This is a genomic window from Ezakiella coagulans (assembly GCF_003096635.1).
Lineage (GTDB): Bacteria > Bacillota > Clostridia > Tissierellales > Peptoniphilaceae > Ezakiella > Ezakiella coagulans.
On record NZ_QEKV01000001.1, the window covers coordinates 152,894 to 177,859 of the forward strand.

Annotated in this window: 26 protein-coding genes; 24 read left to right on the forward strand and 2 right to left on the reverse strand. The window is 39.9% G+C overall.

The genetic code is table 11. The features are described 5' to 3' along the window. Positions 1 to 2 precede the first annotated feature (2 nt). Genes C7381_RS00685 through C7381_RS00760 form a run of 16 tightly spaced genes read left to right on the forward strand, consistent with a single transcriptional unit; the run spans position 3 to position 12,627 of the window. Positions 3 to 749 carry a sirohydrochlorin cobaltochelatase gene (locus C7381_RS00685; RefSeq protein WP_116479534.1) on the forward strand — a complete coding sequence of 249 codons (747 nt, stop codon included), beginning with the start codon at positions 3 to 5 and terminating at the stop codon, positions 747 to 749. Positions 750 to 751: 2 nt separating this feature from the next. Next, complete coding sequence (locus C7381_RS00690; RefSeq protein ID WP_116479535.1) at positions 752 to 1,402, forward strand: precorrin-2 C(20)-methyltransferase; 651 nt, start codon at positions 752 to 754, stop codon at positions 1,400 to 1,402. Next, complete coding sequence (locus tag C7381_RS00695; RefSeq protein ID WP_116479536.1) at positions 1,395 to 2,429, forward strand: pyridoxal phosphate-dependent aminotransferase; 1,035 nt, start codon at positions 1,395 to 1,397, stop codon at positions 2,427 to 2,429. Before C7381_RS00690 ends, C7381_RS00695 begins: the two co-directional genes overlap by 8 nt. Then, entirely contained in the window at positions 2,419 to 3,747 is a 1,329-nt protein-coding gene (locus C7381_RS00700; RefSeq protein WP_116479537.1) for a cobyrinic acid a,c-diamide synthase CobB, read from the forward strand. The genes C7381_RS00695 and C7381_RS00700 overlap by 11 nt, the downstream gene beginning before the upstream one ends. Next, positions 3,747 to 4,373: a precorrin-8X methylmutase gene (locus C7381_RS00705; protein WP_034547442.1), complete on the forward strand. Its 627-nt coding sequence runs from the start codon at positions 3,747 to 3,749 to the stop codon at positions 4,371 to 4,373. Before C7381_RS00700 ends, C7381_RS00705 begins: the two co-directional genes overlap by 1 nt. Next, positions 4,374 to 5,444, forward strand: coding sequence for a cobalt-precorrin-5B (C(1))-methyltransferase CbiD (gene cbiD, locus C7381_RS00710; protein ID WP_245893678.1), 1,071 nt, complete (start codon positions 4,374 to 4,376; stop codon positions 5,442 to 5,444). After that, positions 5,444 to 6,046 carry a precorrin-6y C5,15-methyltransferase (decarboxylating) subunit CbiE gene (cbiE, locus tag C7381_RS00715; protein ID WP_116479538.1) on the forward strand — a complete coding sequence of 201 codons (603 nt, stop codon included), beginning with the start codon at positions 5,444 to 5,446 and terminating at the stop codon, positions 6,044 to 6,046. Before cbiD ends, cbiE begins: the two co-directional genes overlap by 1 nt. After that, on the forward strand, positions 6,033 to 6,572 hold the full coding sequence (cbiT, locus tag C7381_RS00720) for a precorrin-6Y C5,15-methyltransferase (decarboxylating) subunit CbiT (RefSeq protein WP_034547393.1): 540 nt from the start codon (positions 6,033 to 6,035) through the stop codon (positions 6,570 to 6,572). The genes cbiE and cbiT overlap by 14 nt, the downstream gene beginning before the upstream one ends. Further along, entirely contained in the window at positions 6,569 to 7,339 is a 771-nt protein-coding gene (gene cobM, locus C7381_RS00725) for a precorrin-4 C(11)-methyltransferase (RefSeq protein WP_034547391.1), read from the forward strand. Before cbiT ends, cobM begins: the two co-directional genes overlap by 4 nt. Continuing rightward, entirely contained in the window at positions 7,332 to 8,297 is a 966-nt protein-coding gene (locus C7381_RS00730) for a cobalt-precorrin 5A hydrolase (protein ID WP_116479539.1), read from the forward strand. Before cobM ends, C7381_RS00730 begins: the two co-directional genes overlap by 8 nt. Position 8,298: 1 nt before the next feature. Further along, positions 8,299 to 9,018 (forward strand): precorrin-3B C(17)-methyltransferase, encoded by a 720-nt coding sequence (gene cobJ / locus C7381_RS00735; protein ID WP_116479540.1) that lies wholly within the window; start codon positions 8,299 to 8,301, stop codon positions 9,016 to 9,018. Then, entirely contained in the window at positions 9,015 to 9,749 is a 735-nt protein-coding gene (cobK, locus tag C7381_RS00740; RefSeq protein WP_116479541.1) for a precorrin-6A reductase, read from the forward strand. Before cobJ ends, cobK begins: the two co-directional genes overlap by 4 nt. Beyond that, on the forward strand, positions 9,749 to 10,828 hold the full coding sequence (gene cobT / locus C7381_RS00745) for a nicotinate-nucleotide--dimethylbenzimidazole phosphoribosyltransferase (protein WP_116479542.1): 1,080 nt from the start codon (positions 9,749 to 9,751) through the stop codon (positions 10,826 to 10,828). The genes cobK and cobT overlap by 1 nt, the downstream gene beginning before the upstream one ends. Beyond that, positions 10,821 to 11,354 carry a bifunctional adenosylcobinamide kinase/adenosylcobinamide-phosphate guanylyltransferase gene (locus C7381_RS00750; RefSeq protein ID WP_116479543.1) on the forward strand — a complete coding sequence of 178 codons (534 nt, stop codon included), beginning with the start codon at positions 10,821 to 10,823 and terminating at the stop codon, positions 11,352 to 11,354. Before cobT ends, C7381_RS00750 begins: the two co-directional genes overlap by 8 nt. Further along, positions 11,351 to 12,094 carry an adenosylcobinamide-GDP ribazoletransferase gene (gene cobS / locus C7381_RS00755; protein ID WP_116479544.1) on the forward strand — a complete coding sequence of 248 codons (744 nt, stop codon included), beginning with the start codon at positions 11,351 to 11,353 and terminating at the stop codon, positions 12,092 to 12,094. Before C7381_RS00750 ends, cobS begins: the two co-directional genes overlap by 4 nt. A gap of 17 nt (positions 12,095 to 12,111) precedes the next feature. Beyond that, positions 12,112 to 12,627, forward strand: coding sequence for a histidine phosphatase family protein (locus tag C7381_RS00760; protein WP_165803541.1), 516 nt, complete (start codon positions 12,112 to 12,114; stop codon positions 12,625 to 12,627). Positions 12,628 to 12,697: 70 nt separating this feature from the next. On the opposite strand, the gene C7381_RS00765 is transcribed toward C7381_RS00760, so the two are convergent. After that, entirely contained in the window at positions 12,698 to 13,162 is a 465-nt protein-coding gene (locus C7381_RS00765; RefSeq protein ID WP_116479546.1) for a PTS sugar transporter subunit IIA, read from the reverse strand. Beyond that, positions 13,162 to 14,649 (reverse strand): N-acetylglucosamine-specific PTS transporter subunit IIBC, encoded by a 1,488-nt coding sequence (gene nagE, locus C7381_RS00770; protein ID WP_116479547.1) that lies wholly within the window; start codon positions 14,647 to 14,649, stop codon positions 13,162 to 13,164. The genes C7381_RS00765 and nagE overlap by 1 nt, the downstream gene beginning before the upstream one ends. Before the next feature lie 160 nt (positions 14,650 to 14,809). Here nagE and nagA point away from each other — a divergent pair, with 160 nt between their 5' ends. From nagA to C7381_RS00810, 8 genes are all read left to right on the forward strand, one after another. After that, positions 14,810 to 15,928: an N-acetylglucosamine-6-phosphate deacetylase gene (nagA, locus tag C7381_RS00775; protein WP_116479548.1), complete on the forward strand. Its 1,119-nt coding sequence runs from the start codon at positions 14,810 to 14,812 to the stop codon at positions 15,926 to 15,928. A gap of 67 nt (positions 15,929 to 15,995) precedes the next feature. Further along, entirely contained in the window at positions 15,996 to 17,513 is a 1,518-nt protein-coding gene (gene ptsP, locus C7381_RS00780) for a phosphoenolpyruvate--protein phosphotransferase (RefSeq protein WP_116479549.1), read from the forward strand. A 1,322-nt stretch (positions 17,514 to 18,835) separates the two neighbouring features. Continuing rightward, a complete protein-coding gene (locus tag C7381_RS00785; protein ID WP_116479550.1) occupies positions 18,836 to 20,824 on the forward strand; it encodes a DHH family phosphoesterase in 1,989 nt (662 codons plus the stop codon). Continuing rightward, the gene (rplI, locus tag C7381_RS00790; protein WP_034547935.1) at positions 20,825 to 21,268 is read left to right on the forward strand and encodes a 50S ribosomal protein L9; all 444 of its coding nucleotides are present in this window, start codon (positions 20,825 to 20,827) and stop codon (positions 21,266 to 21,268) included. It begins immediately after the preceding gene. Next, positions 21,269 to 22,657, forward strand: a complete 1,389-nt coding sequence (dnaB, locus tag C7381_RS00795) for a replicative DNA helicase (RefSeq protein WP_116479551.1) — start codon at positions 21,269 to 21,271, stop codon at positions 22,655 to 22,657. It abuts the gene before it with no gap. Between the two features lie 837 nt (positions 22,658 to 23,494). After that, complete coding sequence (locus C7381_RS00800; RefSeq protein ID WP_034547924.1) at positions 23,495 to 23,689, forward strand: DUF1659 domain-containing protein; 195 nt, start codon at positions 23,495 to 23,497, stop codon at positions 23,687 to 23,689. Positions 23,690 to 23,742: 53 nt separating this feature from the next. Next, on the forward strand, positions 23,743 to 23,964 hold the full coding sequence (locus tag C7381_RS00805; RefSeq protein WP_034547922.1) for a DUF2922 domain-containing protein: 222 nt from the start codon (positions 23,743 to 23,745) through the stop codon (positions 23,962 to 23,964). A 179-nt stretch (positions 23,965 to 24,143) separates the two neighbouring features. Next, the gene (locus tag C7381_RS00810) at positions 24,144 to 24,620 is read left to right on the forward strand and encodes a sigma-70 family RNA polymerase sigma factor (protein WP_116479552.1); all 477 of its coding nucleotides are present in this window, start codon (positions 24,144 to 24,146) and stop codon (positions 24,618 to 24,620) included. Positions 24,621 to 24,966 lie beyond the last annotated feature (346 nt).

Consider the following 24,966-nt stretch of genomic DNA (forward strand, 5'->3'; position numbering starts at 1 on the left):
ATATGAAAGGAATTACAGTTTGTTTTTTTGGAACAACTCACATGGACACTTACAACGCATGTATAAAACCGATTTTTGATTATGTTAAGAATGAATATGGAAAAGAATATGAAGTGGAGATGGCATTCACGTCACGAATTATAAAGAAAAGGCTGAAAGATAGAGGCGTGATGGACGTAAAAAATGAAAAAGAGGCACTTGATCATTTTAAAAGTCTCGGCATTGATGAGCCGATAGTTTTCAGCACTCATCTTTTGGAAGGAATCGAGTACGAAAAAATTCTTTCACTTAAGGAATTTTATCCCGGACTTCGAGTTTCAAAATCACTTTTTGCTGACAAAGATGCAATAAACGAGTTCACAAAGAAAGCAATATTTCCGGAAGATGAATGCACAGTATGGATGGGTCATGGCACAAGTCACGAAGTTGACGACGTTTATGATTATTGCGACGAGTGTTTTAAGAAAAACGGCGGAGAAAATGTTTTCGTTGCGACGGTTGAAGGAAGAAGAAGTCTTGAGACAATTTTGCCGGAACTCGAAAAGTTTAAAGATAAAAAAATCACATTAAGACCGATGATGCTTGTGAGCGGTGACCATGCGAAAAATGATATGGCGGGCGATGAGCCTGATTCATGGAAAAGCATTCTCACACAAAAAGGTTTTAAAGTCGAAGCAGTTTTGAAGGGGCTTGGCGAGTTTGATTTTGCAAGAGAAATGTTTTACGACAGATTAAAAGAGGTGCTTTAGAGATGAAAAAACTCTACGGCATCGGCACAGGTCCGGGGGCATCTGACTTAATAACAGTTAGAAGTGCAAGACTTATTGAAAATGCCGATGTAATTTTCGCACCGAACAACAAGGGCAAAAATATGGCACTTGACACGGTTCGCGAGTATATCAAAACTGAAAATATTATTTATCTCGATTTTCCTATGGGAAAAGTCGGACCGGAAATATACAAAAAGAATCTCGAAATTATCCACGAGAATTTGTCGGACAACAAGTCCGGAGTTTTTATTACGATTGGCGACGCTGCAATTTACAGCACATTTATAAATACTCTTTATTTCGATGAGGAAATCTCTTTTGAAATGTCGCCGGGCATTCCATCATTTTTGGCGGCAGCGGACTTCGCAGGAGTGCCACTTGCAACAAAGGGCAAGAATTTTCTCTTGACCGATGATATCGAAAACGCAAATCTCGATTTTGTCGACAGAATTGCAATTTTAAAAACTTATAAAAATAAAAAAGAAGTGATAGAGAAGCTCGAAGCACACAATTTTTCTTATATTTATCTTGAAAATGTTTCGGCGGAAAACGAACTTATACTTCGAGAAAAAGAAGAAATTTTAGAAAGGGAGAATTATATGTCCCTCATGATTGGATGGAAAAATGAATAAAGGGCATGGTGCAAATATTTTTAAATATTCAAAGAGCGGAGATCTTCTCGATTTTTCGAGCAATATAAATCCATACGGACCGACCGAGAGGGTCAAGAAAAATATAAGAGAACATCTCGATTTGATTGCAAGATATCCGGATGTGTCGTATGGAAAACTTTTTGACGTGCTCGAGAAATATCTCGGAGTGGACAAAACACACATTTCACTTGGAAACGGTGCGATGGAAGTGATTGATGCGACAATCTCGCTCTATGAAAACATTGTAATATTTGAACCTGCATTTATGGAATACGAAATACGTGCACGAGTGCAAAAGAAAAATATAAAAAAAATAAATTTGGATTCATCTTTTAAGCCGAATGTGCACGATTTGGATTTTGATTTAGAAAATACTCTCGTAATTATCACAAGCCCGCACAATCCGAGCGGAGTAAGTCTTTCAAAAAAAGAGTTCGACGAGATTTATGAAAAAGTTTCAAATAACGGCGGAGCGATTTTGATGGACGAGGCATTTCATGAATTTTCAAGCGTGGATTATGACTTGGCAAAAGAAATATCGAAATACAAAAATTTGTTTGTGGTGAGAGCTGCGACAAAATTTTTCTCGCTTCCGGGTTTAAGACTCGGATATTTGGTTTCGAATTTCAAAAACGATATTGATAACCACATTCCTACGTGGTCTGTTTCATCGCTTGTTGAAAATTTGGGAGAGGATTTACTTTTGGATGAGGAGTTTATTATATCATCGAAAGCGAAACTAGCAAAATCCAGAGATAAGCTCTTTTTGGAGCTTAAAAAAATAGATGGAATTCATCCGCTTCCGTCGGACGCAAACTATATATTGATTAAAACGGACTTTGACAACGAAATGTTATTTCAAAATCTCTTAAAAAAAGGGATTTTGGTCAGAAAGTGTGATAATTATGCAAATTTGGGGCATCAATATATAAGAGTTGCTGTAAAAAAAGACGAGGATAATGAAAAGCTTTTAAAAGCTTTAAAGGAGGAAAAAAATGGAAGATAATAAACGAAATACATTAAGAAAACTTATGATAACGGCGCCGTCTTCCAACACAGGAAAGACGCTTATAAGCACCGCTTTAATAAAATTATTTAAGGAATTGGACCTTGAAGTTATGGGAGCAAAGACAGGTCCTGACTATATAGATGCTGAATATTTAACCTATGCTTCCGGCAAGAAGAGTGAAAACTTCGACCTATTTTTGATGGACGAAGATTTAATAAGAAGTAAAATTAATAAAATCGCTGTGAAAAATGATGTGCTTCTCGTCGAGGGAGTCATGGGATACTTTGACGGTTCAGGAAACACGTTTGAAGCAAGTAGCTTTGACCTTTCGAAGAAGCTTGATATAGGTGCAATTCTTCTTTACGAACCTAAGGGAGAAATGTTTACGATGGTTCCTAAGATTAAGGGAATGGTTGATTTCAGCGAAGGCCAAATTAAAGGTGTTATATTTAATAAAACAAGTAAAAAGATTTATGATATGATTGCACCGCAAATTGAAAAATACGTAGGCATTAGTGCACTCGGATATATTCCACGTGACAGAAGGCTTGAAATTCACGAAAGAAGTTTGGGACTTATAAGGCCGAAAGAAGTCGAAGATATCGATGAAAGGCTCAATATAATCACCAATCAAATGAAGCAGACTGTTGACATAAGGGGAGTGCTCATGGCTGCTACACAACAAACAAGTGAACAGGATAAAATTCAGGAAAATCCATTTAAGAAATACAAGATTTTAATGGCAAATGATGATGCGTTCTGTTTCCACTATGATTCTGAACTATATGATGCAGCGACATTCTTCTCACCACTTGAAGACAAAGAAATTCCGGCTGATACTGATTTGGTTGTTATCGGCGGAGGATATCCTGAACTCTTCAGATACCAACTTTCAAAAAATGAATCAATGATGAATTCACTTCGAGAATATCATAGAAAAGGTGGAAGAATTATAGCTTATGGTGGAGGACTTATCTATCTTTCAAAAAGAATTGGAGAAGTGCCTATGGTAGGAATTTTCCCGGGACTTTCATCAATGACAAAGAACCTGATCCATTTCGGTTACCAAAAGGCGGTAATCGAAGATGAATGGCTTGGTACACAACGTGGTGAATTCAATGCACGTGAATATCACCGTGGGATTTATGAAACTTCAAGCAGATCGATGCTCACATTGAGTAAACCGAGCGACGAAACAGGCGAAACAAGACACAGCGACGGATACAAGGAAAGAAATGCTTACGGTTCATACAGCCACGCTCACCCGGATGCTGTAAGCAATATGATTTTACAATTTTTGGAAAGGAAAATTTAATGTATATAAAGAATCCGAAAAAAATTGAAAGCAATTCAATGGATATTATTGCCCCGTATTTAAGTGATGTGACGTTTACAGAAGGGGAACTCCCTATTGTTAAGCGTATGATTCATACGACGGGCGATGTTGACTACAGACATATTATCGAATTTCAAAATAATTTCGTTGAAAGAGCTATTGCGGCAATGAAAAAGGGCGGCAAGATTTACGCCGACACAAATATGATTACAGCAGGTGTGAACAAGCCGGCACTTGAAAAGGCGAATATTGAAGTTTTCACCTGTGTTTCCGATGAGGATGTTCGAAAAATAGCAAAGGAAAAAGAGATAACTCGTTCAATGGCAGCAATAGACAAAGCTATAAATGACGGCGTTACAATGTTTGCGTTCGGGAACGCGCCGACAGCACTCTTTAGACTTATCGAACATATAAAAGCAGGCGATATTTCTCCGGATTTCATCATCGGCGTACCGGTCGGATTTGTTGGAGCGGCTGAATCGAAAGAGGAACTTTCGACAGTTGAAGTGCCTTTTGTAAGGACGAATGGCTCAAAGGGTGGCTCAAATGTTGCGGTTTCAGTTATAAATGCACTTTTATACAGTTTTATCGAGAGGGATTTTTAGTTGGAAGAAAAATTGCTTGGAAAAGGTCATGAGATTTATGAAAATGGGCTCCGCCTCGGCTACACAACGGGAAGTTGTGCAACTGCGGCGGCTCTTTCTGCTGCAAAAATGCTTATGAACGATGAGAGCGATATACTTAAACTCGAAACGCCGTCGGGTATAACCTTGATTTTGGAAGTTTTGAATAAAAAAATCGAGGGAGAGTACGCTTATTCCGAGATAAGAAAAAGTTCGGGCGACGATCCGGACGTGACGGACGGAATTTTAATCGGTGCAAAAGTCAGAAAGAGAAATGACGACAAGATTGTCATTACCGGCGGCGAGGGAGTAGGCACAATAAAACGCAAAGGGCTTTTTGGAAAAGTCGGCGAACATGCAATAAACCCGACACCGAGAAAAATGATTCAAGATGCACTGAAACCTTTTGGCGGTTTCGACGTCGAGATTTATGTTCCAAATGGTCGGGAAATCGCAAAGAAGACATACAATGAAAATATGGGGATTGAAGGCGGAATCTCAATTATAGGAACGACGGGCATCGTTCATCCGATGAGCGAAAAAGCACTTCTCGACACAATCAAACTCGAACTCAACATGAACAAAGAGGAGTATGGAACCGATGAAATTGTTTTGGTTCCGGGGAGTTACGGCAAGGATATGCTCAAAAAAATGAACGTTGAAAAACCCGCAGTTGAGATGAGTAACTATGTCGGAGATGCTCTAAAGATGGCACTCGAAGACGGTTTTAAGAAAATTATTTTAGTCGGGCATATCGGCAAGTTTTCAAAGCTTTCAATTGGAATTTTCAACACTCACTCAAACGTTTCGGACACGAGAATGGAGGCGTTCGTTTACTATTTATTTAAAATGAATGCGAAGAGAGAGGACGTACTTAAAATTTGCAGCCAAAACACCGCCGAGATTGCGATGAATATGGCGATTGATATGGGATACAGTGAGGTAATAAAACTTATGGAAAAGGGCGCCGAGGAAAGAGTTCGAAGATATCTTAAAAAGAGCGACCTCGATGTGAAAGTTATTATCTATTCTATGGAAAGAGGAGTGATTTAATGATTTATGTTGTTGGAATAGGACCGGGCAATCCGAAATATCTGACAAATATTGCAGAGGATATTATTTTTAAAAGTGACTATGTGCTTTCGTACAAGCGAGTAAAAGAAACTATAGAGCCAATGGCTAAGATTATTGAAATAGATAGCTTAAAAGAAATTACAGATTTCTTGAATGAACACATGAACGAAGACGTCGACATTTCGGTTTTGGCTTCGGGGGACCCGAGTTTTTTCGGAATCGGTGAATATCTTTCAAAAAGATATAAGATAAAAACAATTCCGGGTATTTCTTGCGTTTCGTACATGGCGGGATACGAAAACATTTCATTAAATGACGTCACTTCGATTTCTTTTCACGGTCGTGAGCTGAACAAAGATTTGATTTCAAATGACAAGCTTATGATTTATACGGATTCGAAAAATAATCCGGACAGTATTTCAAAATGGCTTTATGGCGAAGGATACAGAGGAAAGATTGTCGTTGGCTTTAATCTAAGCTACGATGACGAAGCTGTCGATAGATATGAAATCGGTGATGATATTGAAATTAAAAGCGATTTGAATCTTATGTATGTGGAGATTTTAAATGAGAGCAATTAATGACGCTCTTTTTATCCGCGGCGACATACCGATGACGAAGCGTACAATTCGTGCTTATATAATGGATGCACTCGACATAGAAAGAGGCGACAAAGCTCTTGACGTCGGGGCAGGCACGGGAAGCGTTTCGGTTGAGATGGCACTTCGCGGAGCAGAAGTTAGAGCAATTGAAATAGAAGAAGAGGGCATAAGTTTAATAAACCAAAATGCTGAAAAGTTCGGCGTGAAAATTGAAACGAAAAATTTGATGGCTCCCGATGGAATCAGGGGCGAAATGTACGACAAAATTTTCATCGGTGGAACAAAGGGGAGAATGAAGGAGATAATTGACGCGGCATACGACAGTTTAAAAGTCGGCGGCACAATTGTTCTAACATTTATTTTGCCAAAGAACTATACAGAGGCAATGGCTCTTATGCACGAATTCAAAGAAGTTGAATCGACGCTCATTCAAACGTCGGAGATAAATAAAATCGGAATGATGATTGCGAACAATCCTATTTTTTTGATTAGAGGTGTTAAATGATATTTTTTGTTGGAGCAGGTCCGGGCGACCCGGATTTGATAACTATAAAGGGAAGAAAACTTTTGGAAGAAGCTGACGTCGTGATTTATGCGGGGAGTCTCGTTTCAAAAAGACAGCTTGATTATGTGAGAGAAGATGCGGAAGTATACAATTCCGCAACAATGAATCTCGATGAAGTCATGGAAGTATTTTTGAAAGCGGAGAAGGAAAAGAAGACCACTGTACGTCTTCACACGGGCGACCCGGGAATCTACGGTGCAATTGCGGAACAGATGAGAGAACTCGACAAGCACGACATTTACTACGAAGTTGTGCCGGGCGTTTCAAGTTTCTCCGCTGCGAATGCAGAGCTTAAAAAGGAAATGACACTTCCGGGCGTAACGCAAACTATAATCATTACGAGAATGGCGGGAAGAACGCCGGTTCCGGAAGGACAAAGTCTTGCTGAGCTTTCGAAGCACCATGCAACGATGGCGATTTTCCTTTCGATTTCTATGATTGAAGACGTTTGCAAAGAACTTTTGGAGGGCTACACCGAAGAAACGCCGATTGCAGTTGTCTATCGTGCAACATGGGCGGACCAAAAAATTGTCACGGGAACAATTTCTGACATTGCGGAAAAAGTTCGTTTCGAAAATATTGGAAAGCAAGCGATGATTTTGGTCGGAGATTTTTTGGATACGGATTTTGAACTCTCAAAACTTTACGACAAGCATTTCGAAACGGAATACAGAAAAGCGGTTCCGAAGAAAGATAAAGATGAGTAAAACTGCGGTTGTCACATTCACCGACGGAGGGCTTGAGCTCTACAAAAGGCTCAGAATAAACGGCGATTTGTATTTCAACAAAAAATTGACCGGCGGCGTCAAAAAATATATGCCGAAAATCATGCGTGACTACGATGCGGTCATATTTATTTCGGCATGCGGAATCGCAGTCAGAATGATTAAGGACTACATCGTTTCAAAAGACACGGACCCTGCGGTCATCGTGATGGACGAATGCGGAAAATTTGTCATTCCGATTCTTTCGGGGCACCTCGGCGGTGCAAATGAACTTGCGACAAAGATTGCAAATCGAATCGGTGCGACAGCTGTTGTGACGACGGCGTCGGATTCACATGGCGTGGAGTCAATCGATATGTTTGCAAAAAAACATTCGCTCGTAATTGAGGATATAAAGAGTATCGCACCCGTTATGGCGAGAATTGTCGAAAAGCGTAAAGTCATAATCAAAAATGACACAGCTTTTAAATACGAATATCCGTTTGTTGCCGAAAACGAAGAGGAGGCCGAAGCGGCACTTGTTATTTCGTCGACGGTGTATAATTTTTCAGTTCCGACAACCTCTTTAAGACTGAGGGAACTTGTTGTCGGAATCGGAGCAAAGAGAGGAACACCAAAGGAAACGGTTTTGAAAGCACTCGAAAATGCTTTCGAAATGAAAAAACTTTCAATTCTTTCGATTGTAAAATTTGTTTCTATTGATTTGAAAAAAGATGAAGTTGGAATCGTTGAAGCGGCGAAAGAACTGAAGGTTCCTTTCGAAACATATTCCGATAAAGTCTTGAATGAAGTCGAAGGCGAGTTTGAGGAATCGGAATTTGTGAAAAAAACAACCGGATGCGGTGCTGTGTCTGCAAGGGCGGCGGCATTGTTCGGAGATTTGATAATTGAAAAATATGTTTATAATGGAGTTACAATATCAATTGGAAAGGTGAGGTAAAATGCTTTATATTATAGGAATTGGACCGGGCGGAAAAGAGAGAATGACGCTCGAAGCGGTTCAAAAAATAAAAGAATCCGACGTTATCGTCGGCTATAAACCATATATCGAATATGTTTCGGAATTTTTAACGGATCAGGAGACTTTTTCAACCGGCATGACGGGCGAAATTGAAAGATGTAAAAAAGCGATTGAGTTTGCAGAGGGAGGCAAAAACGTTACAATCATTTCAACGGGAGACGCCGGACTTTATGGAATGGCGGGACCGGTCATCGAACTTTTAAAAGACAGTGACGTCAAGTTTGAAGTGGTACCGGGAGTGAGTGCAGTCTTCAGTGCTGCGGCTGACCTTGGAGCACCGCTTATGATGGACACAGCAATCATAAGTCTTTCGGACCTTCTTGTGAGCTATGAAAAAATAAAAAAACGCGTTGAGCTCGCTGCGGAAGCTGATTTTGTAATTTCTCTTTATAATCCGAGAAGCAAGGGCAGACCGGATTATTTGAATGAAGCGATTCAAATTATTAAAAAATACCGTAAGGGCACAACACCTGTCGGCATCGTTAGAAATTCGGGCAGAGACGATTTTAGTAAAGAGATTGCAACGCTCGACACAATTGACTGCGAATCTGTCGACATGAAGACAATTGTCATTATCGGAAACAGCACAAGCTACATTCACGGCGACACTATTATAACCAAAAGAGGCTATGATATATGATTTGGATTTTAGGCGGAACACACGAGGTTCCGCTTTTACTTGATAAACTTTCAAATTATGACAATATAATTGTCACGGTTACGACCGATGAAGCACGTGAATTTCTGCCGAAAGATTTGAAAGTGCGAGTTGGGAGTATGACGGAAGAGGAGAAATTATCTTTTGTTAAAGAGAACGACATAAATCTCATCGTCGACATGACGCATCCGTTTGCAAGACATATAAAAAAGTCAATCGCGGACTTTTCAAAAAAATACAATATAGATTTTGTACGATTCAACAGAAAGGTCACAAGTTTTTCTGAAGATTATATTATTTATGTGAAAAGTTACGATGAAGCGGAGAAATTTATCTCGTCGCACCCGGGCACATATTTTTTCACGACGGGTGTTAACGAATGCGAAAGATTTTTGAAAGTTAAAAACGATAGCAGAATGATTTTCAGAATTCTTCCGAGTGTTAAAAGCATTGAAAAAATTTCAGAGCTCGGAGTTCCGATGAAGGACATCTGTGCGATGCTTGGACCTTTTGATGAAGAATTAAACACAGCACTCATAAAAACTTATGATGCGGATTATCTCGTAACAAAAAACAGCGGCGAAGGTTCGGGAACGAAAGAAAAACTTCTCGCTGCAAAAAATGTGGGCATCAAAGTGGTTATGATTGAAGCGGAAGAAGAAAACGGCATTCAGAGCATGGATGAATTAATAAAAATTTTGGGGGAATATTGATGGGAATTTTAGAAGAAACAATTGAAAGTATAAAGGGAGTAGATAAAAAGGCGTTTGAACTTCCAAGAAAAGAATGGGACAGCATTGCACACCCGACCGGCTCTTTGGGAGAACTCGAAGAACTTACAATAAAAATCGCGGGAATTCAAGGCAATATTTTTCCACTTGTTAAAAGTAGAGCGCTCATAGTTATGGCATCGGACAATGGAATTATCGAGGAAAATGTTTCTAGCGGTTATCCGGATCTTACAAGTCAACTCGTTTATTCGATGGCACAAAGAAAAACCGGAGCTGCGAACATGTGTCTTGAAACAGATACTGAAATTTATGTTGTGGACATCGGAACAAGGCGTGAAATAAATCACGAAAATGTGCTCCACTTCAGGATAAACAGCGAAACCAAAAACTTCAGAAAAGAACCGGCGATGACTGTTGAAGAAGCAACAAAAGCGATTGAAACCGGAATTTATATGGTCGACGAACTTGTAAAGAAGGGTATCGACATTTTCGGAACCGGCGAACTCGGAATCGGAAACACGACAACTTCGGCGGCAGTTCTTGCTGCCCTTCTAAAGACTGACGGTGAAACGACTTGCGGACTCGGTGCAGGTGTCACAAATGAAGGACTAAAAAACAAAGTGAATGTCGTGAACGAAGCGATAAAAAAATATGACTTATACAATAAAACCCCTCTCGAAATTCTCGCATGCGTCGGCGGATATGATATATGCGGACTTGTCGGTGTATTTTTGGGTGCCGCAAAGCACAAAAAAGTTGCGGTCATAGACGGATTTATTTCCGCAATTGCAGCACTTGTTGCGGTAAGAATGAACGAACACGTCATAGACTACATCATTCCGAGCCACAGAAGCAGAGAAAAGCAAGTGGAACTTGTGTTCAACGAACTCGGACTTCACCCGACGCTCTACCTTTCAATGCGACTTGGCGAAGGAACCGGATGTATGCTCCTCTTTAAAATTTTAGACACGGCGGTCTATCTCATGAGAAATATGGGAAGATATGAAGAAATTGAAATTCTTCCTGACGTGCTTGTAAATATCAGGGATAAAAATGATTAGCATTGTTACGGGAGGTGCAAGAAGCGGGAAGTCCGAATTTGCGGAGAGCCTAATAAAAGGCGATGCGATTTATATTGCGACCGCTGAAAACTACGACGACGAGATGGACCTCAGGATAAAAAAACATGTAAAGCGTCGTGATGAATCGGGAATAAAATGGCGAACTGTCGAATGTTTGAAGAATTTTGACGAACTTTCGGGTGAGGAAAAATATGTACTATTCGATTCGCTCGGAGTTTTCGTTTCCAATATTATGTTTTCAAAAACGGCGGACGACTTGAGCGATAAGTCGATTGAAGAAACGATTCTCGTAGTGCGAAAAGAACTCGAAAAATTGCTCGATTGGGCGAGAGAAAATGACAAGGAACTTGTGATCGTGACTGACGAAGTTGGAATGAGTATAATTCCGGAGTCGAAAGTTGCAAGAGTATATCGAGATTTAATCGGGACAATAAACAAAGAGGTCGCTGCAAAATGTGATAGAGCATATTTTGTTTGCATGGGACTTGAGGTGAGACTGAAATGAAAATTTTAGAATCCATAGTTGTTGCATTTCAATTTTTAACGAGATTCTATCTCCCGATAAATGTCGAGTGGGACACAGGAAATTTGAGAAGGAGCCTCATGTGGTTCGGACTTGTGGGTGCATTTATCGGTGTAATTCTTGCAGGAGCAATGACACTTTTTAACCGGTTTGATTTGATTCCGGCAGTATCGGCAATAATAATTTTACTCATTTGGATATTCATAACCGGCGGAATGCACATCGACGGCATAAGCGATATGGCGGACGGATTCTTCTCGATGCGTAACAAAGAAAAGACACTGGAAATAATGAAAGACAGTCACGTTGGTGCTTTCGGAGTCATTACAATTGTATTTTTGCTTTTAATCAAATTTGAAATGCTTAAAGAATTTATCATAATCGAAAAAAATGTGTGGCTTCTCATATTGCCGCCGACAATTGCAAGAATTGCCGCAGGGTTCGTGCTCTCGTTTTATGAAACAACGAAAAAAAGCGGACTCGGCTACACATTTCACAGCTCCGACCCACGTATATTTTGGGCAATCGGATTTATCGTAACGCTTATAATTTCCTCAATTCTAAATATAAAATCGCTCATTTTCATCGGTATCGCAATTTTGGCTTCAAACCTTATGGCACTTTGGGCAAAGAAAAAAATCGGCGGACTGAACGGCGACATCTATGGAGCGATTGTTGAAACGGTTGAAGTTATAGGGATGGTGTTTATATGTGCCGTTTAATTTTAATAAGGCATGAAATGTCGGTTGGAAATTTGACGCATACATTTGCCGGAAAAGAAGTAAAACTTGCGACAATTGGAAAACTTCGCACAAAAAATACGAGAAGAGAATTTAATAAGTTAAAACTGAAGAATCCGATTTTTATTGCAAGCGAATACAAAAGAGCACAGGAGACCGCGAAATACGTTCTACAAAAAAAATATTATGAAAAACTTCGCGTGACAAAATATGTAAATGAAATCGATTTCGGCGACCTCGTCGGAAGGACTTTCAAAGAAAATATCGAACATTACGGCGAGAGTTTGAACGAATGGATGTTGGGACCGGACAGAACTGCCCCGCCGAGCGGCGAAAGTTTTCAAAATGCATTTAAAAGAGTAAAAATATTTTTGGATAAAATAAAACTTTATGAAGGGGATATTGTGGTTTTCACGCACGAGGGATTTATACAACTCGTGCTCGGATACGAGAACAAAAAAATAAAAACGCAAAAAATAAAAAATGGGAAAATAAAAATAGTGAATATAAGATAAAATTCAAAGCAGGTTTTAACGCCTGCTTTTTTTATGCACAAAAAATGGAGCCCGATTTGGACTCCATCTCTTATTTTACTTCCATGATAACGGTTTCGCCTGCAGTTGCAGCACCCGTTATTTTCTTTATTTCTTTGTCTTCAGCGTCCATAACGACGATAGGGGTGTCAATTTTTTTGCCGAGTTCTTCGATTTTACGAAGGTCGACTTTTAAAATTACGTCGCCGTGTTTAACTGTGTCGCCAACTTTTTTAATCTTTGTAAATCCTTCGCCTTTCAGTTCGACTGTGTCCATTCCGACGTGAACGAGAATTTCTATGTCGCCGTTTTTTATTGAAAAAGCGTGTCCCGTTTCGAAGAATTGTGTTATTTCTCCGTCCATCGGAGCGAGCACATCCATCGATTCAGGAATTATAGCAACGCCGTCGCCGACCATTTTTTGTGAGAAAACCGGATCGTCGATTTCGGTTATATCAACTACATTTCCATTCATCGGGGCGTAGATTTTAATTGCTTTTTTAAATAGTCCAAGCATTATGCCATCTTCACCATTTCGTCATATACAAATTGCACTTGTGGACCAACTACAACTTGAATGGATTTTGCGTCCGGCTTTATAAGTCCTGATGCGCCTGATGATTTGATTTGTGCATCATTTACTTTTGTCGGATCATTTACAGTTGCTCTGATTCTTGTTGTGCAGTAGTCGAAAGATGCAATATTTTCGATTCCGCCAAGACCTGCAATAATTATTTCAGCTTGTTTTCTGAATTTATCATTGCCTGATTTTGCAGTTGTTACTTTTTCAGCTGTATCATCTTCTCTTCCAGGAGTCTTGAGATTCATGCCCTTGATAAAGAGTCTGAATACAACAAAGTAAATAACAAATGCAACTAAACCCATGAGCATCAATAGCCACGGTTTGTTTGCAACCGGGTTTTTAAGTGAGAGTATAAAGTCAACTACACCTGCGGAGAATCCGAAGCCTGCTGTTGATTTCAAGAGTGTTGCGACTGCAAGTGAGATACCTGTTAAGATTGAGTGAACAAGGTATAGAACAGGAGCGAGGAACATGAATGAGAATTCAAGAGGTTCTGTAACACCTGTTGCGAATGATGCGATTGCACCTGCCAAAAGAACGCCCATTGCTTCTTTTTTCTTTTCAGGTTTTGCACATGTGTACATTGCGAGTGCTGCTGCAGGAAGTCCGAACATCATAATCGGGAAGAAACCTGCTTGATACATTCCTGTTACACCTTTTACAGCTGTTCCTGCTTCAAGAGCTTGTGCTCCTGAGAGGAAGTTTGTAATGTCGCCGATACCGATTGTGTCGAGCCAGAATACTGAGTTGAGTGCGTGGTGTAGACCGAACGGAATCAAAAGTCTGTTGAAGAATCCGAAAAGTCCTGCACCGAGTGCTCCGAGTCCAATCATCCAGTTACCGAATTTTACAAGTCCTGCGAAAACGACAGGCCATACGAAGTAAAGAATGATTGATACAAAGATCATAATGAATGATGCAATGATCGGGGTCATTCTTCTGCCGCTGAAGAATGCAAGTGCATCCGGTAATTTTTTGTCATAGAACTTGTTGTAGCTTAATGCACCGACAAGACCCGACAAAATTCCGGTCAAAGCATTTTCAATTTTTGCAAAACCGAGTTCATTTGAAATATATTTCATTTGGTCTGCATAGTCGGCAGCGTTTGCGTCAAGGCCTTTAAGCATTGCAACTGTTCCAGGATTTAAAATTTGTTTTAAAACGAGGAAAGAAACGAGTCCCGCAAGAGCAGCGGCTCCGTTGTTGTCTTTTGAAAGGCCGTATGCAACACCGGCTGCAAATATAATAGGAATATTGTCTAAGATTGCTGTGCCCGATTTAATAAGAATAGCTGCGAGCTTATTTGAGCCACCCCAGCCTACCGGGTCGATCCAATAGCCGATGCCGACCAAAAGTGCAGCTATAGGAAGAACTGCTACAGGTTGCATCAAAGCTTTGCCTAATTTTTGTAGGTTTTTCATAGGAAACCCTCCTTTAAAAAATTTTCAAATGTGAATAGATTCTCTATACCACATCCTCACATATATTATACCAAAAAACGGCGTTATATAAACACTTTATCATAAAAATGTAGGTGTATATCTAAAATTTATGGGTATAATTTAATTGGGAGTTGATTCTATGTTATTAAAAAATGCCGCTGTTTTCATTGGCGGAAAATATAAAAGAAAAGATTTATGGATTGAAGATGGAAAAATAAAATTCATTATGGACGAAATTATGGCGGACGGACTTGACCTTTCGGGGAAAAGAATTATTCCGGGACTCACGGACATCCACACGCACGGAGCGATGGGAAAGGACAGTTCCGACGGGGAAGTGAGCTCGATTGAAACTATTGCAAAATATAATTTGGAGCATGGCATCACACAATTTTGTCCGACGACTATGACTTTTAATGAAGAAATTCTTAACGGTATTTTTAAATCAATCGGCGAATACGACAACAAATACAGTGAAGTTGTCGGCATTCACATGGAGGGACCGTTTATAAGCAAAGACAAAATCGGCGCACAAAACCCGAAGTATTTGATGGAACCTGACGTGGGAATGGTCGAAAGGCTCGACGATAAAAGCGGCGGGCTTTTAAAAATAATAAGCATTGCACCTGAAATAAAAGGAGCGATGGAGTTTGCAAAAAAACTCGGTGACAAATATGTGCTTTCAGTTGCACACACAAATGCGACCTATGACGAAGCTGTCGACGCATACAGAAACGGTTTTTCACATTTGACGCACACATTTAACGCAATGCCCGGTATTCACCACAGGAAACCGGGAGTGATTCCGGCTGCTCTCGAAAATGGCAGCACCGCTGAACTTATAACCGATGGCGTTCATATTCACGATGCGATTATTCGACTTATTTTTAAATTGTTCGGAAACACGAGAATGATTCTTGTTTCCGATTCGAACGAAGCGACGGGGCTTTCGGACGGAGAATATATGCTTGGCGGTCAAAAAATTGTCAAGGTGAAAAACAAGGCGACGATAAAGGGCACGGACACGATTGCCGGAAGCGCAACGAATCTTTTTGACTGTATGAAACATGCAATAAAGGCGGGTATAAAGGAGGAAGATGCAATAAGAGCGGCGACGATAAATCCTGCAAAACTCTTAGGTATCGATAGGAGTGTCGGAACTATCAGAGAAGGCAATATTGCAAATTTGCTCGTGCTTGACGACGAGCTCAATATAGAAAGAATATTTTTACGAGGAGAAGAAATATGCAAAAAATAAAGGGGATTTCCGTTTCAAACGGAATCAGCATTTCTAAAATAAAAAAGTCCTTGAAAGGGAAGAGGAAATCGAGGAAAAGAAAGGTGCGGGAATCGAGGTCGAAAAGAAGAGAAGTCTCGATGCTTTTGAAAGTGCAAAAAATCAAATTGAAAATATCAAGAGCGGTGTCGACGGAGATGAAAAAGAAATTTTCGAGGCACATCTTGAAATGCTCTCGGATCCTGAAGTTATAGGAACTGTCGAAAGCTATATCGACATGGACTTCACTGCGGAATATTCCGTTTTTCGTGCAAAAGAAGATCTCAAAAAAATCTTTATCGATATGGAAGACGAGTATTTTAGAGCACGTGCAAACGATGTTGAAGACATAATGACAAGAGTTATAAAGAATTTACTCGGAAAAAAAGCTGAAGACATGAATGAGGAATACATTCTCGTTTCGGATGAGCTATATCCATCGGAAACACTTGAGATGGATTTCAGGAAAATCAAGGGAATCGCAACTCTTCGTGGTTCGAAAACTTCACACACGACGATTTTGGCGAACAACTTTAACATACCGGCACTGATAAGTCTCGACTGTGGAAATATTTATAGCCTTGACGGCAAGGTCGCAATTATAGATGCAGAATCCCAAGAACTCATTGTCGAGCCGGACGAAGATGTGCTGTCGAGTTACGAAAAAAAGATTGAAAAAGAAATGGAAAAGGCAAGAGAGCTGAAAGAATATATCTCGAAAAATGCCGTGACAAAGTCCGGGAAAAAGCTCAATGTGTTCGCAAACATCGGCTCCGAAATTGAAGCTGATGAAGCGAATAAAAACGGAGCGGAAGGAATCGGACTTTTTAGAAGTGAATTTTTGTATCTCGGAAGAAAAAATCCGCCGGATGAAGAAGAACAATATAGAGCATATAAACTCGCAGTCGTCTCTATGAAAGACAGACCGGTCATTGTTCGTACAATGGACATCGGCGCCGACAAACAAGTTGATTATCTCGACCTTAAAAAAGAGGACAATCCGCAAATGGGGCTAAGGGGTATAAGACTCTCGCTTTCAGAAAGAGAACTTTTTAAAACTCAACTCAGAGCACTTTTGAGAGCGTCTTACTACGGAGACTTGCGTGTCATGCTTCCAATGGTCATCTCGCCGAAAGAAATTCTTGAAACCAGAGAAATAATCGACGAATGTCTTGAAGAACTGAAAAATGAAAAGAGACACTTTAAAGAATTTAAACTGGGCATCATGATCGAAACCCCGGCTGCTGCAATCATCGCTGATGAACTGGGGAAATATGTAGACTTCTTCTCAATCGGCACAAACGACCTCGTGAGCTACACCCTCGCAATCGACCGTACAAATAACGAAATCGCACACATGCGTGACGACTACCACCCTGCAATCAAACGCCTCATCGAACTCACCGTCGCAGGTGCAAAAAAGAACGACATCGAAGTCGGCATCTGTGGTGCAATGGGCGCCGACCCGAAAATGCTCGACTTTTATCTGGACATAGGACTGGATGAGGTGAGTGTGTCGATGAACAAGATACTGGAAACGAAGAGAAACGTTATTAATGCAGATTAGTTTTTTATTTGCGTGCTATTTTGCGATAAACGGTTGATTCCGTGTTTTCGTCGTTGCGACATATTTATCAATATGCCTCACTCCAAAAACACTCCATACAACCGTTTCTCATCAAAATATCATCGCAAATTGCTAGAGAGTATTTGCGGGCCTTTTCGCGATAAACACACTAAAATAAGCGTCGGGATGTGACCCGACGCTACAAACGTTTCTCATCGAAAATTCCTCGCAAATTGTGACGTTATACATTTGAACTGGCAACCGCCGGTTCTTTTTTTGCGTATTTGAAATTTTGTATATATTTTAGAATTGTATATGCCTGTGTTCGCATCTGTAACGGCGGGTTCTATGAATCCCGCCGCCATATATGTCGTTCGTACAATTTACAACCCCACCAACAACGTTGTGCCTATACAATATATATCCGAAACCAATACCCCTTTATCATATTCAACCCCACCCATCATTGTGTGTCTTCCAGAACGTAACGGCGGGTTACATCCCGCCGCCCATTTTTGTGTATGTGGAATATGTATCATTACCAACAACGGTGTGTTCATAAAATATCTTCACAAAAAAACCACATTCACATTCATAAAATTATATTGCTTTTACAATTGTATATGTATGTGTACGCATCCGTAACGGCGCATTACATTGCGCCGCCATATATGTCGTTTATGTAATTTACACCCCCACAAACCCCGCTGTGTCTATAAAATATCTTTACCATTCCTCACACATATTTGCGGCGATACACCTTTTTATCTCATCTCACGACGAAATCAAAGATTTCTGTTCGATGGATAAACTTATGCGTCGGGATGTGACCCGACGCTACTGACGGCGTATGCATGTTTATACATAAATTATCACCTTCACATTCATAAAATTATATTGCTTTTAGAATTGTATATGCATGTGTTCGCATCCGTAACGGCAGGCACTGTGTGTCCTGCCGCCATATATGTCGTTCGTACAATTTACACCCCCACCAACAACTCTGCCCTAAAACAACATCTATTTCAAACCTAAACCGTCTATCAAAATCTTATCTCTTTTTCTCCCATTATTTTCACCTTTCCCATTTTCTAAAACTTATCTCCGCCGTCATTTGCGATGATAATTTGATGAGAAACGGTTGTATGACGTGTTTTTGGAGTGAGACGTACTGGCAAGTACGTCGCAGCGACGAAAACACAGAATAAACCGTTTATCGCAAATTAGCACGCAAATAAAACCCCTTATCATTCAAGTTGAATAGATAAAGTATTTGTTGTATAATAATCATATATGGATTTTATACTCTTTAAGGAGGCTATATGAAAGATTTTTTATTAGCTTTAAGAAATTGGATATTGAGATATTTTAAAACCACATATCCGTATGTGATTTTAATGATAATAGTTCTGATTCCGGCATTTATTTATCAGCCTATTTTCGGAGGACTCGCTCTTTTGGCTCTCGCTTATTTGATTTCACGTGATGTGAATTTGCACGAGGAGAGAGTTGAAGAAGAAACCACTTCGGAAAGACGTGAAGAAGAGGAACTCAAAAGTGTAACCGCTCATGCGATTTTTAATATGCCATATCCGATGGCTATGCTCAATTCAAACGGCGTGATTACATGGCAAAATGAACCATTTTCAAAAATTTTAGGCGAGATTCCGAGAAATGCAAAGATAAATGAAATGATTCCGGCAATAAATATTTCCGAATTTGAGAAGGAGCAGGACGATTTCACTTTCACATTCAAAGACAGGATGTACAAGGGCTACACCGACAAGATTTTAAGAAATGGTGAAGTCGAAAGATATGTCCTATATATGTCGGATATAACTGAGTATAATAATCTAAAAAAACTGTACACAAAGGAAGGCCTTGTTGCTCTTTATCTTTTCGTGGATAATCTCGATGAAGTCAAAGGCCTGGGCGACGAGTCATATCGTGCGAAAATACAATCCGTAATAGACACCGGTATCACGAATTATTTCAGTGAACACAACGGCTTTGTGAGAAAGTATGAACCGGATAAATTTTTAATCGGACTTGATCGTGAGAATTTCAATAAAATAAAAAATAAAAAGTTTGACATTCTAGATAAGGTAAGAGAGATTGAAGTCGGAAATACTATTCCGGTTACCCTTTCAATTGGAGTGTCGGACATAGGAGAGACACCTCTTCAAAAATATGGCAAGGCCAGAAGTGCACTTGACATCGCTCTTGGACGCGGTGGCGACCAAGCTGTTGTGGTTCTTGAAAACGGATATGATTACTTCGGTGGCAAGACAAAAGCGGTTCAAAAGCGAACAAAAGTCAAGGCAAGAGTTATCGGCTATGCTCTAAAGGAACTTATAAAAGAGGCAAATAATATCTATATTTCCGGCCATAAAAATCCGGACATGGATGCAATCGGAAGTGCTGTCGGAATGATGGCTGTCGTTCAACTTATGGGAAAAAGTGCTTCCCTCATACTTGGAAATGATACGGTTGCAATTTCAAATATACTCGATTTGATGAAAGAAGAGTCGCCGGATATTTATAAATCAATTGTGACACCCGAGGAAGCTCTGAAAAATTATAAAAAGGGCGATCTTCTTATCTTGACCGACCATCACAAGCCGAGTCTAAGCCCGAGCATGGAACTTTCTGAAACGGCTGATAATGTTGTTGTTATCGATCACCACAGAAGGGCTGATGAATTTATAAAAAATCCATCACTTACCTATCTCGAACCGCACGCGTCCAGTGCGAGTGAACTCGTAAGTGAAATTCTTCAATATATAATAGAAGATAAAAAATTATCTCACTTCGAATCGAGTGCACTCATGGCGGGGATAATGCTCGACACGAAAAACTTCACCGTGCAAACCGGCATAAGAACATTTGAAGCGGCAGGACTTCTTGTTAGAATGGGTGCTGACCCTGAAGAAGTAAAATTGCTCTTTAGAGATGACTACAACACATTTATAAATAAAGCAAAAGCAATTGAAACAACGGAAATATACGATCAAAAATATGCGATTGCAACCGTAGGAAATTCACCTAGTGCAATCCTTACGGCGGCACAAGTTGCGGACGACCTATTGACAATTGACGGGGTCAAGGCAAGTTTTGTATTGGCCAATATTGGAGAAAATGAAACACACTTGAGTGCAAGAAGCATCGGAGATATAAACGTACAACTCATTGCAGAATCACTTGGCGGCGGTGGTCACCTTGCACAAGCGGGGGCAAGACTCGCACTTGATTTGGAAAAGTCGAAGGAAAGCCTGAAAAATGCAATTGACAATTATGAAAAGGAGAATTAAGTGAAAGTTATATTATTAGAAGACGTTAAAAATGTTGGCAAAAAGGGAGAAATAAAAGAAGTAAAACCGGGTTTTGCAAGAAATTCACTTCTCCCGAAAAATTTAGCAATAGAAGCAAGCAAAGAAAATATGAAAGAATGGGAAGAAGAACAAAAACGTTTGAAAGAACTTGACGAACAAAACACATTGGAAGCGGAAGAAATGAAGAAAAATCTTGAAAAAGAAGTCATAAAACTCCACTTTAAAGGTGGTTCGACGGGCAAACTTTTCGGTTCTGTAACAAATATCGACATTGCAAACAAAATCAGTGAAGAAAAAGGCATTGAAATCGATAAAAGAAAAATTGACTTGAAAAAAGCAATCAAAGAAGCCGGAATATATGACGTAAAAATCAAACTATACGGCAGTGTTGAGGCAAATGTTAAAATAGAAGTGGTGGTCTAGATGCAAACTGAGTTGACATTGCCGGCGTCACTTGACGCCGAAGTGACACTTCTCGGCAACATGATACAAGATGCGAGAAGCGTCGACACAGCTCTTGAAATAGTTCGCTCATCCGATGAATTCTACTACAGTGCTCATCGGATTATTTTTGATGCAATGATTTCTCTAAACTCCAGAGGTCAGGGGATAAATCGTGTAAACCTTGTCGATTGCCTTATGACATCGGGCAATCTTGACAAAGCCGGTGGAGTTAATAACATTGTAAACATCGCAAACAACTATATTTCGGGTGATAACACAAAAGAAGTTGCAACACTGGTTCACAACAAATTTCTGTTCAGACGACTCTATGACGTTGCGACGGAAACACGTGCTGAAGCACTCAAAGCTGACACAGATATAAAATCCATCATAAGCGAAACAGAAGAAAGAATCCTAGACATCGGGCTTCACTCAATACAAAATGACCCGGAAAGAATAAACTTTATACTTAAAAACACAGCCGAAGAACTTGTGACACGCTCGAAACTAAAGGGGGGCATCTCCGGACTTTCAACCGGATTTGAAGACCTCGACGCAATGCTATCGGGCTTTCAAAAATCCGACCTCATACTTCTTGCAGCAAGACCTTCCATGGGTAAATCTGCAATCATGGTAAACTTTGCTGTTGCTGCGGCAAAAGAAGGAAAAACCGTTGTAATATTCTCACTCGAAATGAGCAAAGAGCAACTTGCAATGAGAATCTACTCACAACTAGCAAACATCGACCTCACCAAACTCTTGAAAGGCGACCTCGACATGGACGACTGGAAAAGAATCAGCGTGAGTGCTAATGAATTCTCATCGAAAAATCTTTTCATCGACGACACATCCGGAGTCTCAATCACGGATATTCGTGCAAAACTAAGAAGACTTGCACTGCAACAGGATGGAATCGACCTCGTCTTAATCGACTACCTTCAACTCATGGAAGCCGGAGGAAAAATCGAGAATAGACAACAAGAAATTTCGAAAATATCAAGAGGATTAAAAGGACTTGCAAAAGAACTTAACATACCGCTCATCGCACTTTCACAGCTCTCCCGTGCACCGGAAATGAGAAGCGACCACCGACCGATCTTGTCGGACCTCAGAGAATCCGGAGCAATCGAACAGGACGCCGACGTTGTAATGTTCCTCTATAGAGACGAATACTACAACAAAGACTCCGAAGATCGAGGCACCGGCGAAGTCATCATCGCAAAACATAGAAACGGACCGACAGGCAGCATCAAACTCGTCTACAAAGGCGAAAATACAAAATTCCTCGACATGAAAAACGTGCCGGGTGATGCACCGCCGGCGGAAGTGGAAGCGGAAGCTAAGGGAGAAATCCCCGACTTCATCTAAATTTGCGGTCTAATTTGCGGTTATTTTCGCGATAAACGCTTGATTCAATATTTTCGTTGCTGCGACGTACTTTTCGGTACGTCTCACTCCTAAAATATTTCATCTAAGCGTTTCTCATCGAAAATTCCTCGCAAATTACGTTGTGTGTATGTGGGAACCGGTAAACACCGGTTCTTTTTTTGTTTGTGGTCTATTTGCGGTCTATTTTGCGATAAACGGTTGATTCCGTGTTTTCGTCGTTGCGACATATTTATCAATATGCCTCACTCCAAAAACACTCTATCTAACCGTTTCTCATCAAAATATCCTCGTAAATTGTGGTGCTTATGTGGGAGCCGGTAAATGCCGGTTCTTTTTTGGTATTTTAAATTATGGATATACTCTTTAATTGTATATGTATGTGTACGCATCTGTGGCGGGATGGCATACGTTGTGACGATAGGAACAACGATGTCCTCCCGCTATTATTATGCAAAAAAATAGTTATATCCACTAACAACGTTGTGCTTATAAAATATCTTCACCATTCCTCACACCTGTTGGCGGCGATACACCTTTTTATCTCATCTCACGACGAAATCAAAGATTTCTGTTCGATGGATAAAAAAACTGGTCGCCGCTACGTACGGCGTGTGCGTGTCTATACATAAATAATTATATTCCCATTCATAAAATTTTATTACTTTTATAATTTTATATGCATTTGTACGCATCCATACCCTCCACCCCCTCTCTCAAAAAATTTTCAAATAAAATCCTAAAAAGACCTTTCTCAGGATATATATCTATGTAAGGGGTGAAAGCCAATTACAAATCCAAAAGAAAGGAGGGGATAAAATGATTAAACTTACCATCGAACAAAAAGAAATGATTGACGGAAAGGAAAAGAAGAAATCTCGTACATTCCAAAACATTTCAAACGGTGCAACAAACGAAAACCTACTCAAAGCGGGACAAGCTGTTGCAAAACTCATGAAGGGTGACAACTCCGACGTCATAAAAGTTGAATTCACAAGCCTTGTGAACGCTTAATGACCGAAAGTGACAAACCCTAAAACAAAAATTACCGGAAAGGAGGTGATAAAATGAAAAGACTTCAAATGACATTCAAAAATGCTGACAGCGACAGAAAATCTGTAAGCATCGCAAACATGAAAGAAGACATTTCCGCTGAAAATGTAAAAGAAGCATCAAAGGAAATCATTGAAACAGGCGTCTTCACAGTAAAAGACAAACCGTTCACAAAACTTTCAAAAGCAGAAGTAATCGAAACAACAAAAACTATACTTGTTGAAGAACAAAACTAAAAATAAAAACTCGCCGTGCCATCTGACCTTCGTGACACGGCGAATTTTTATTAAAAAATATTTAAAAAACTATTGCGAAATCTAAATGCGTATGATATAATTATATTTGAAATAGAATAGCAAAACCGGAAAACCTTTGCCACATGCATAATTTCAAATAAAAAATAAGGAGAAGACAAATGATTTTTGAAACCGATGAACAAATAATCAACCAATTTATGCCGTTAATAATTTCAAATATCAAGCTTTATGCAAACTACCCTCATCTCTATGAGGACTTGATTGAAGACGGCAAAGAAGAAATACTTCGTGCACTGAAAGAATTCGATGAAGAAGACGGAGCAAAACTCCCTTGGTTCTTGAAAGTGCGACTCAGAACATTTTTCAGAAACAAACAAAAATACGAAAAAAGAAGAATGCACGGCGACGTCGACATCGAACCGTGCGGCTACGACCCATATGTCGAGAAAGAACAAAAAATTCTCGTCGAACAACTCTTGAAAACTCTCGATAATGACGAGCGGGAAATAATCGAACTCTTTTATTTCTCCGAAAAAACCGCAAAACAAATCTCGGAAATTAAATCCATCTCGCAAACTCGTGTCTTTTACTTGAAAACAAGAGCAATCGACAAAATGCGTAACGGAATAATATGAACAATCACATTCTTTTTCCATGATATCTGAACCGGTATTACCGGTTCTTTTTTTGGTTCATTTGCGGGCCCTTTCGCGATAAACACTTGATTCAATATTTAAGTAGCGTCGGGTCACATCCCGACGCATGGAGTATGGACAAATACACGATTGTGATGGATGCTATTTAGAAACAGATAAAAATTGTATTATTGATTCATCGAAAATTCCTCGCAAGTTGTGGTGCTTGTGTGGTAACCGGTAAACGCCGGTTCTTTTTGTTTTTATAATTGTATATGCATGTGTACGCATCCGTAGCGGGATGGCATACGTTACGACGTAAGGAGTAACGATGTCCTCCCGCCCA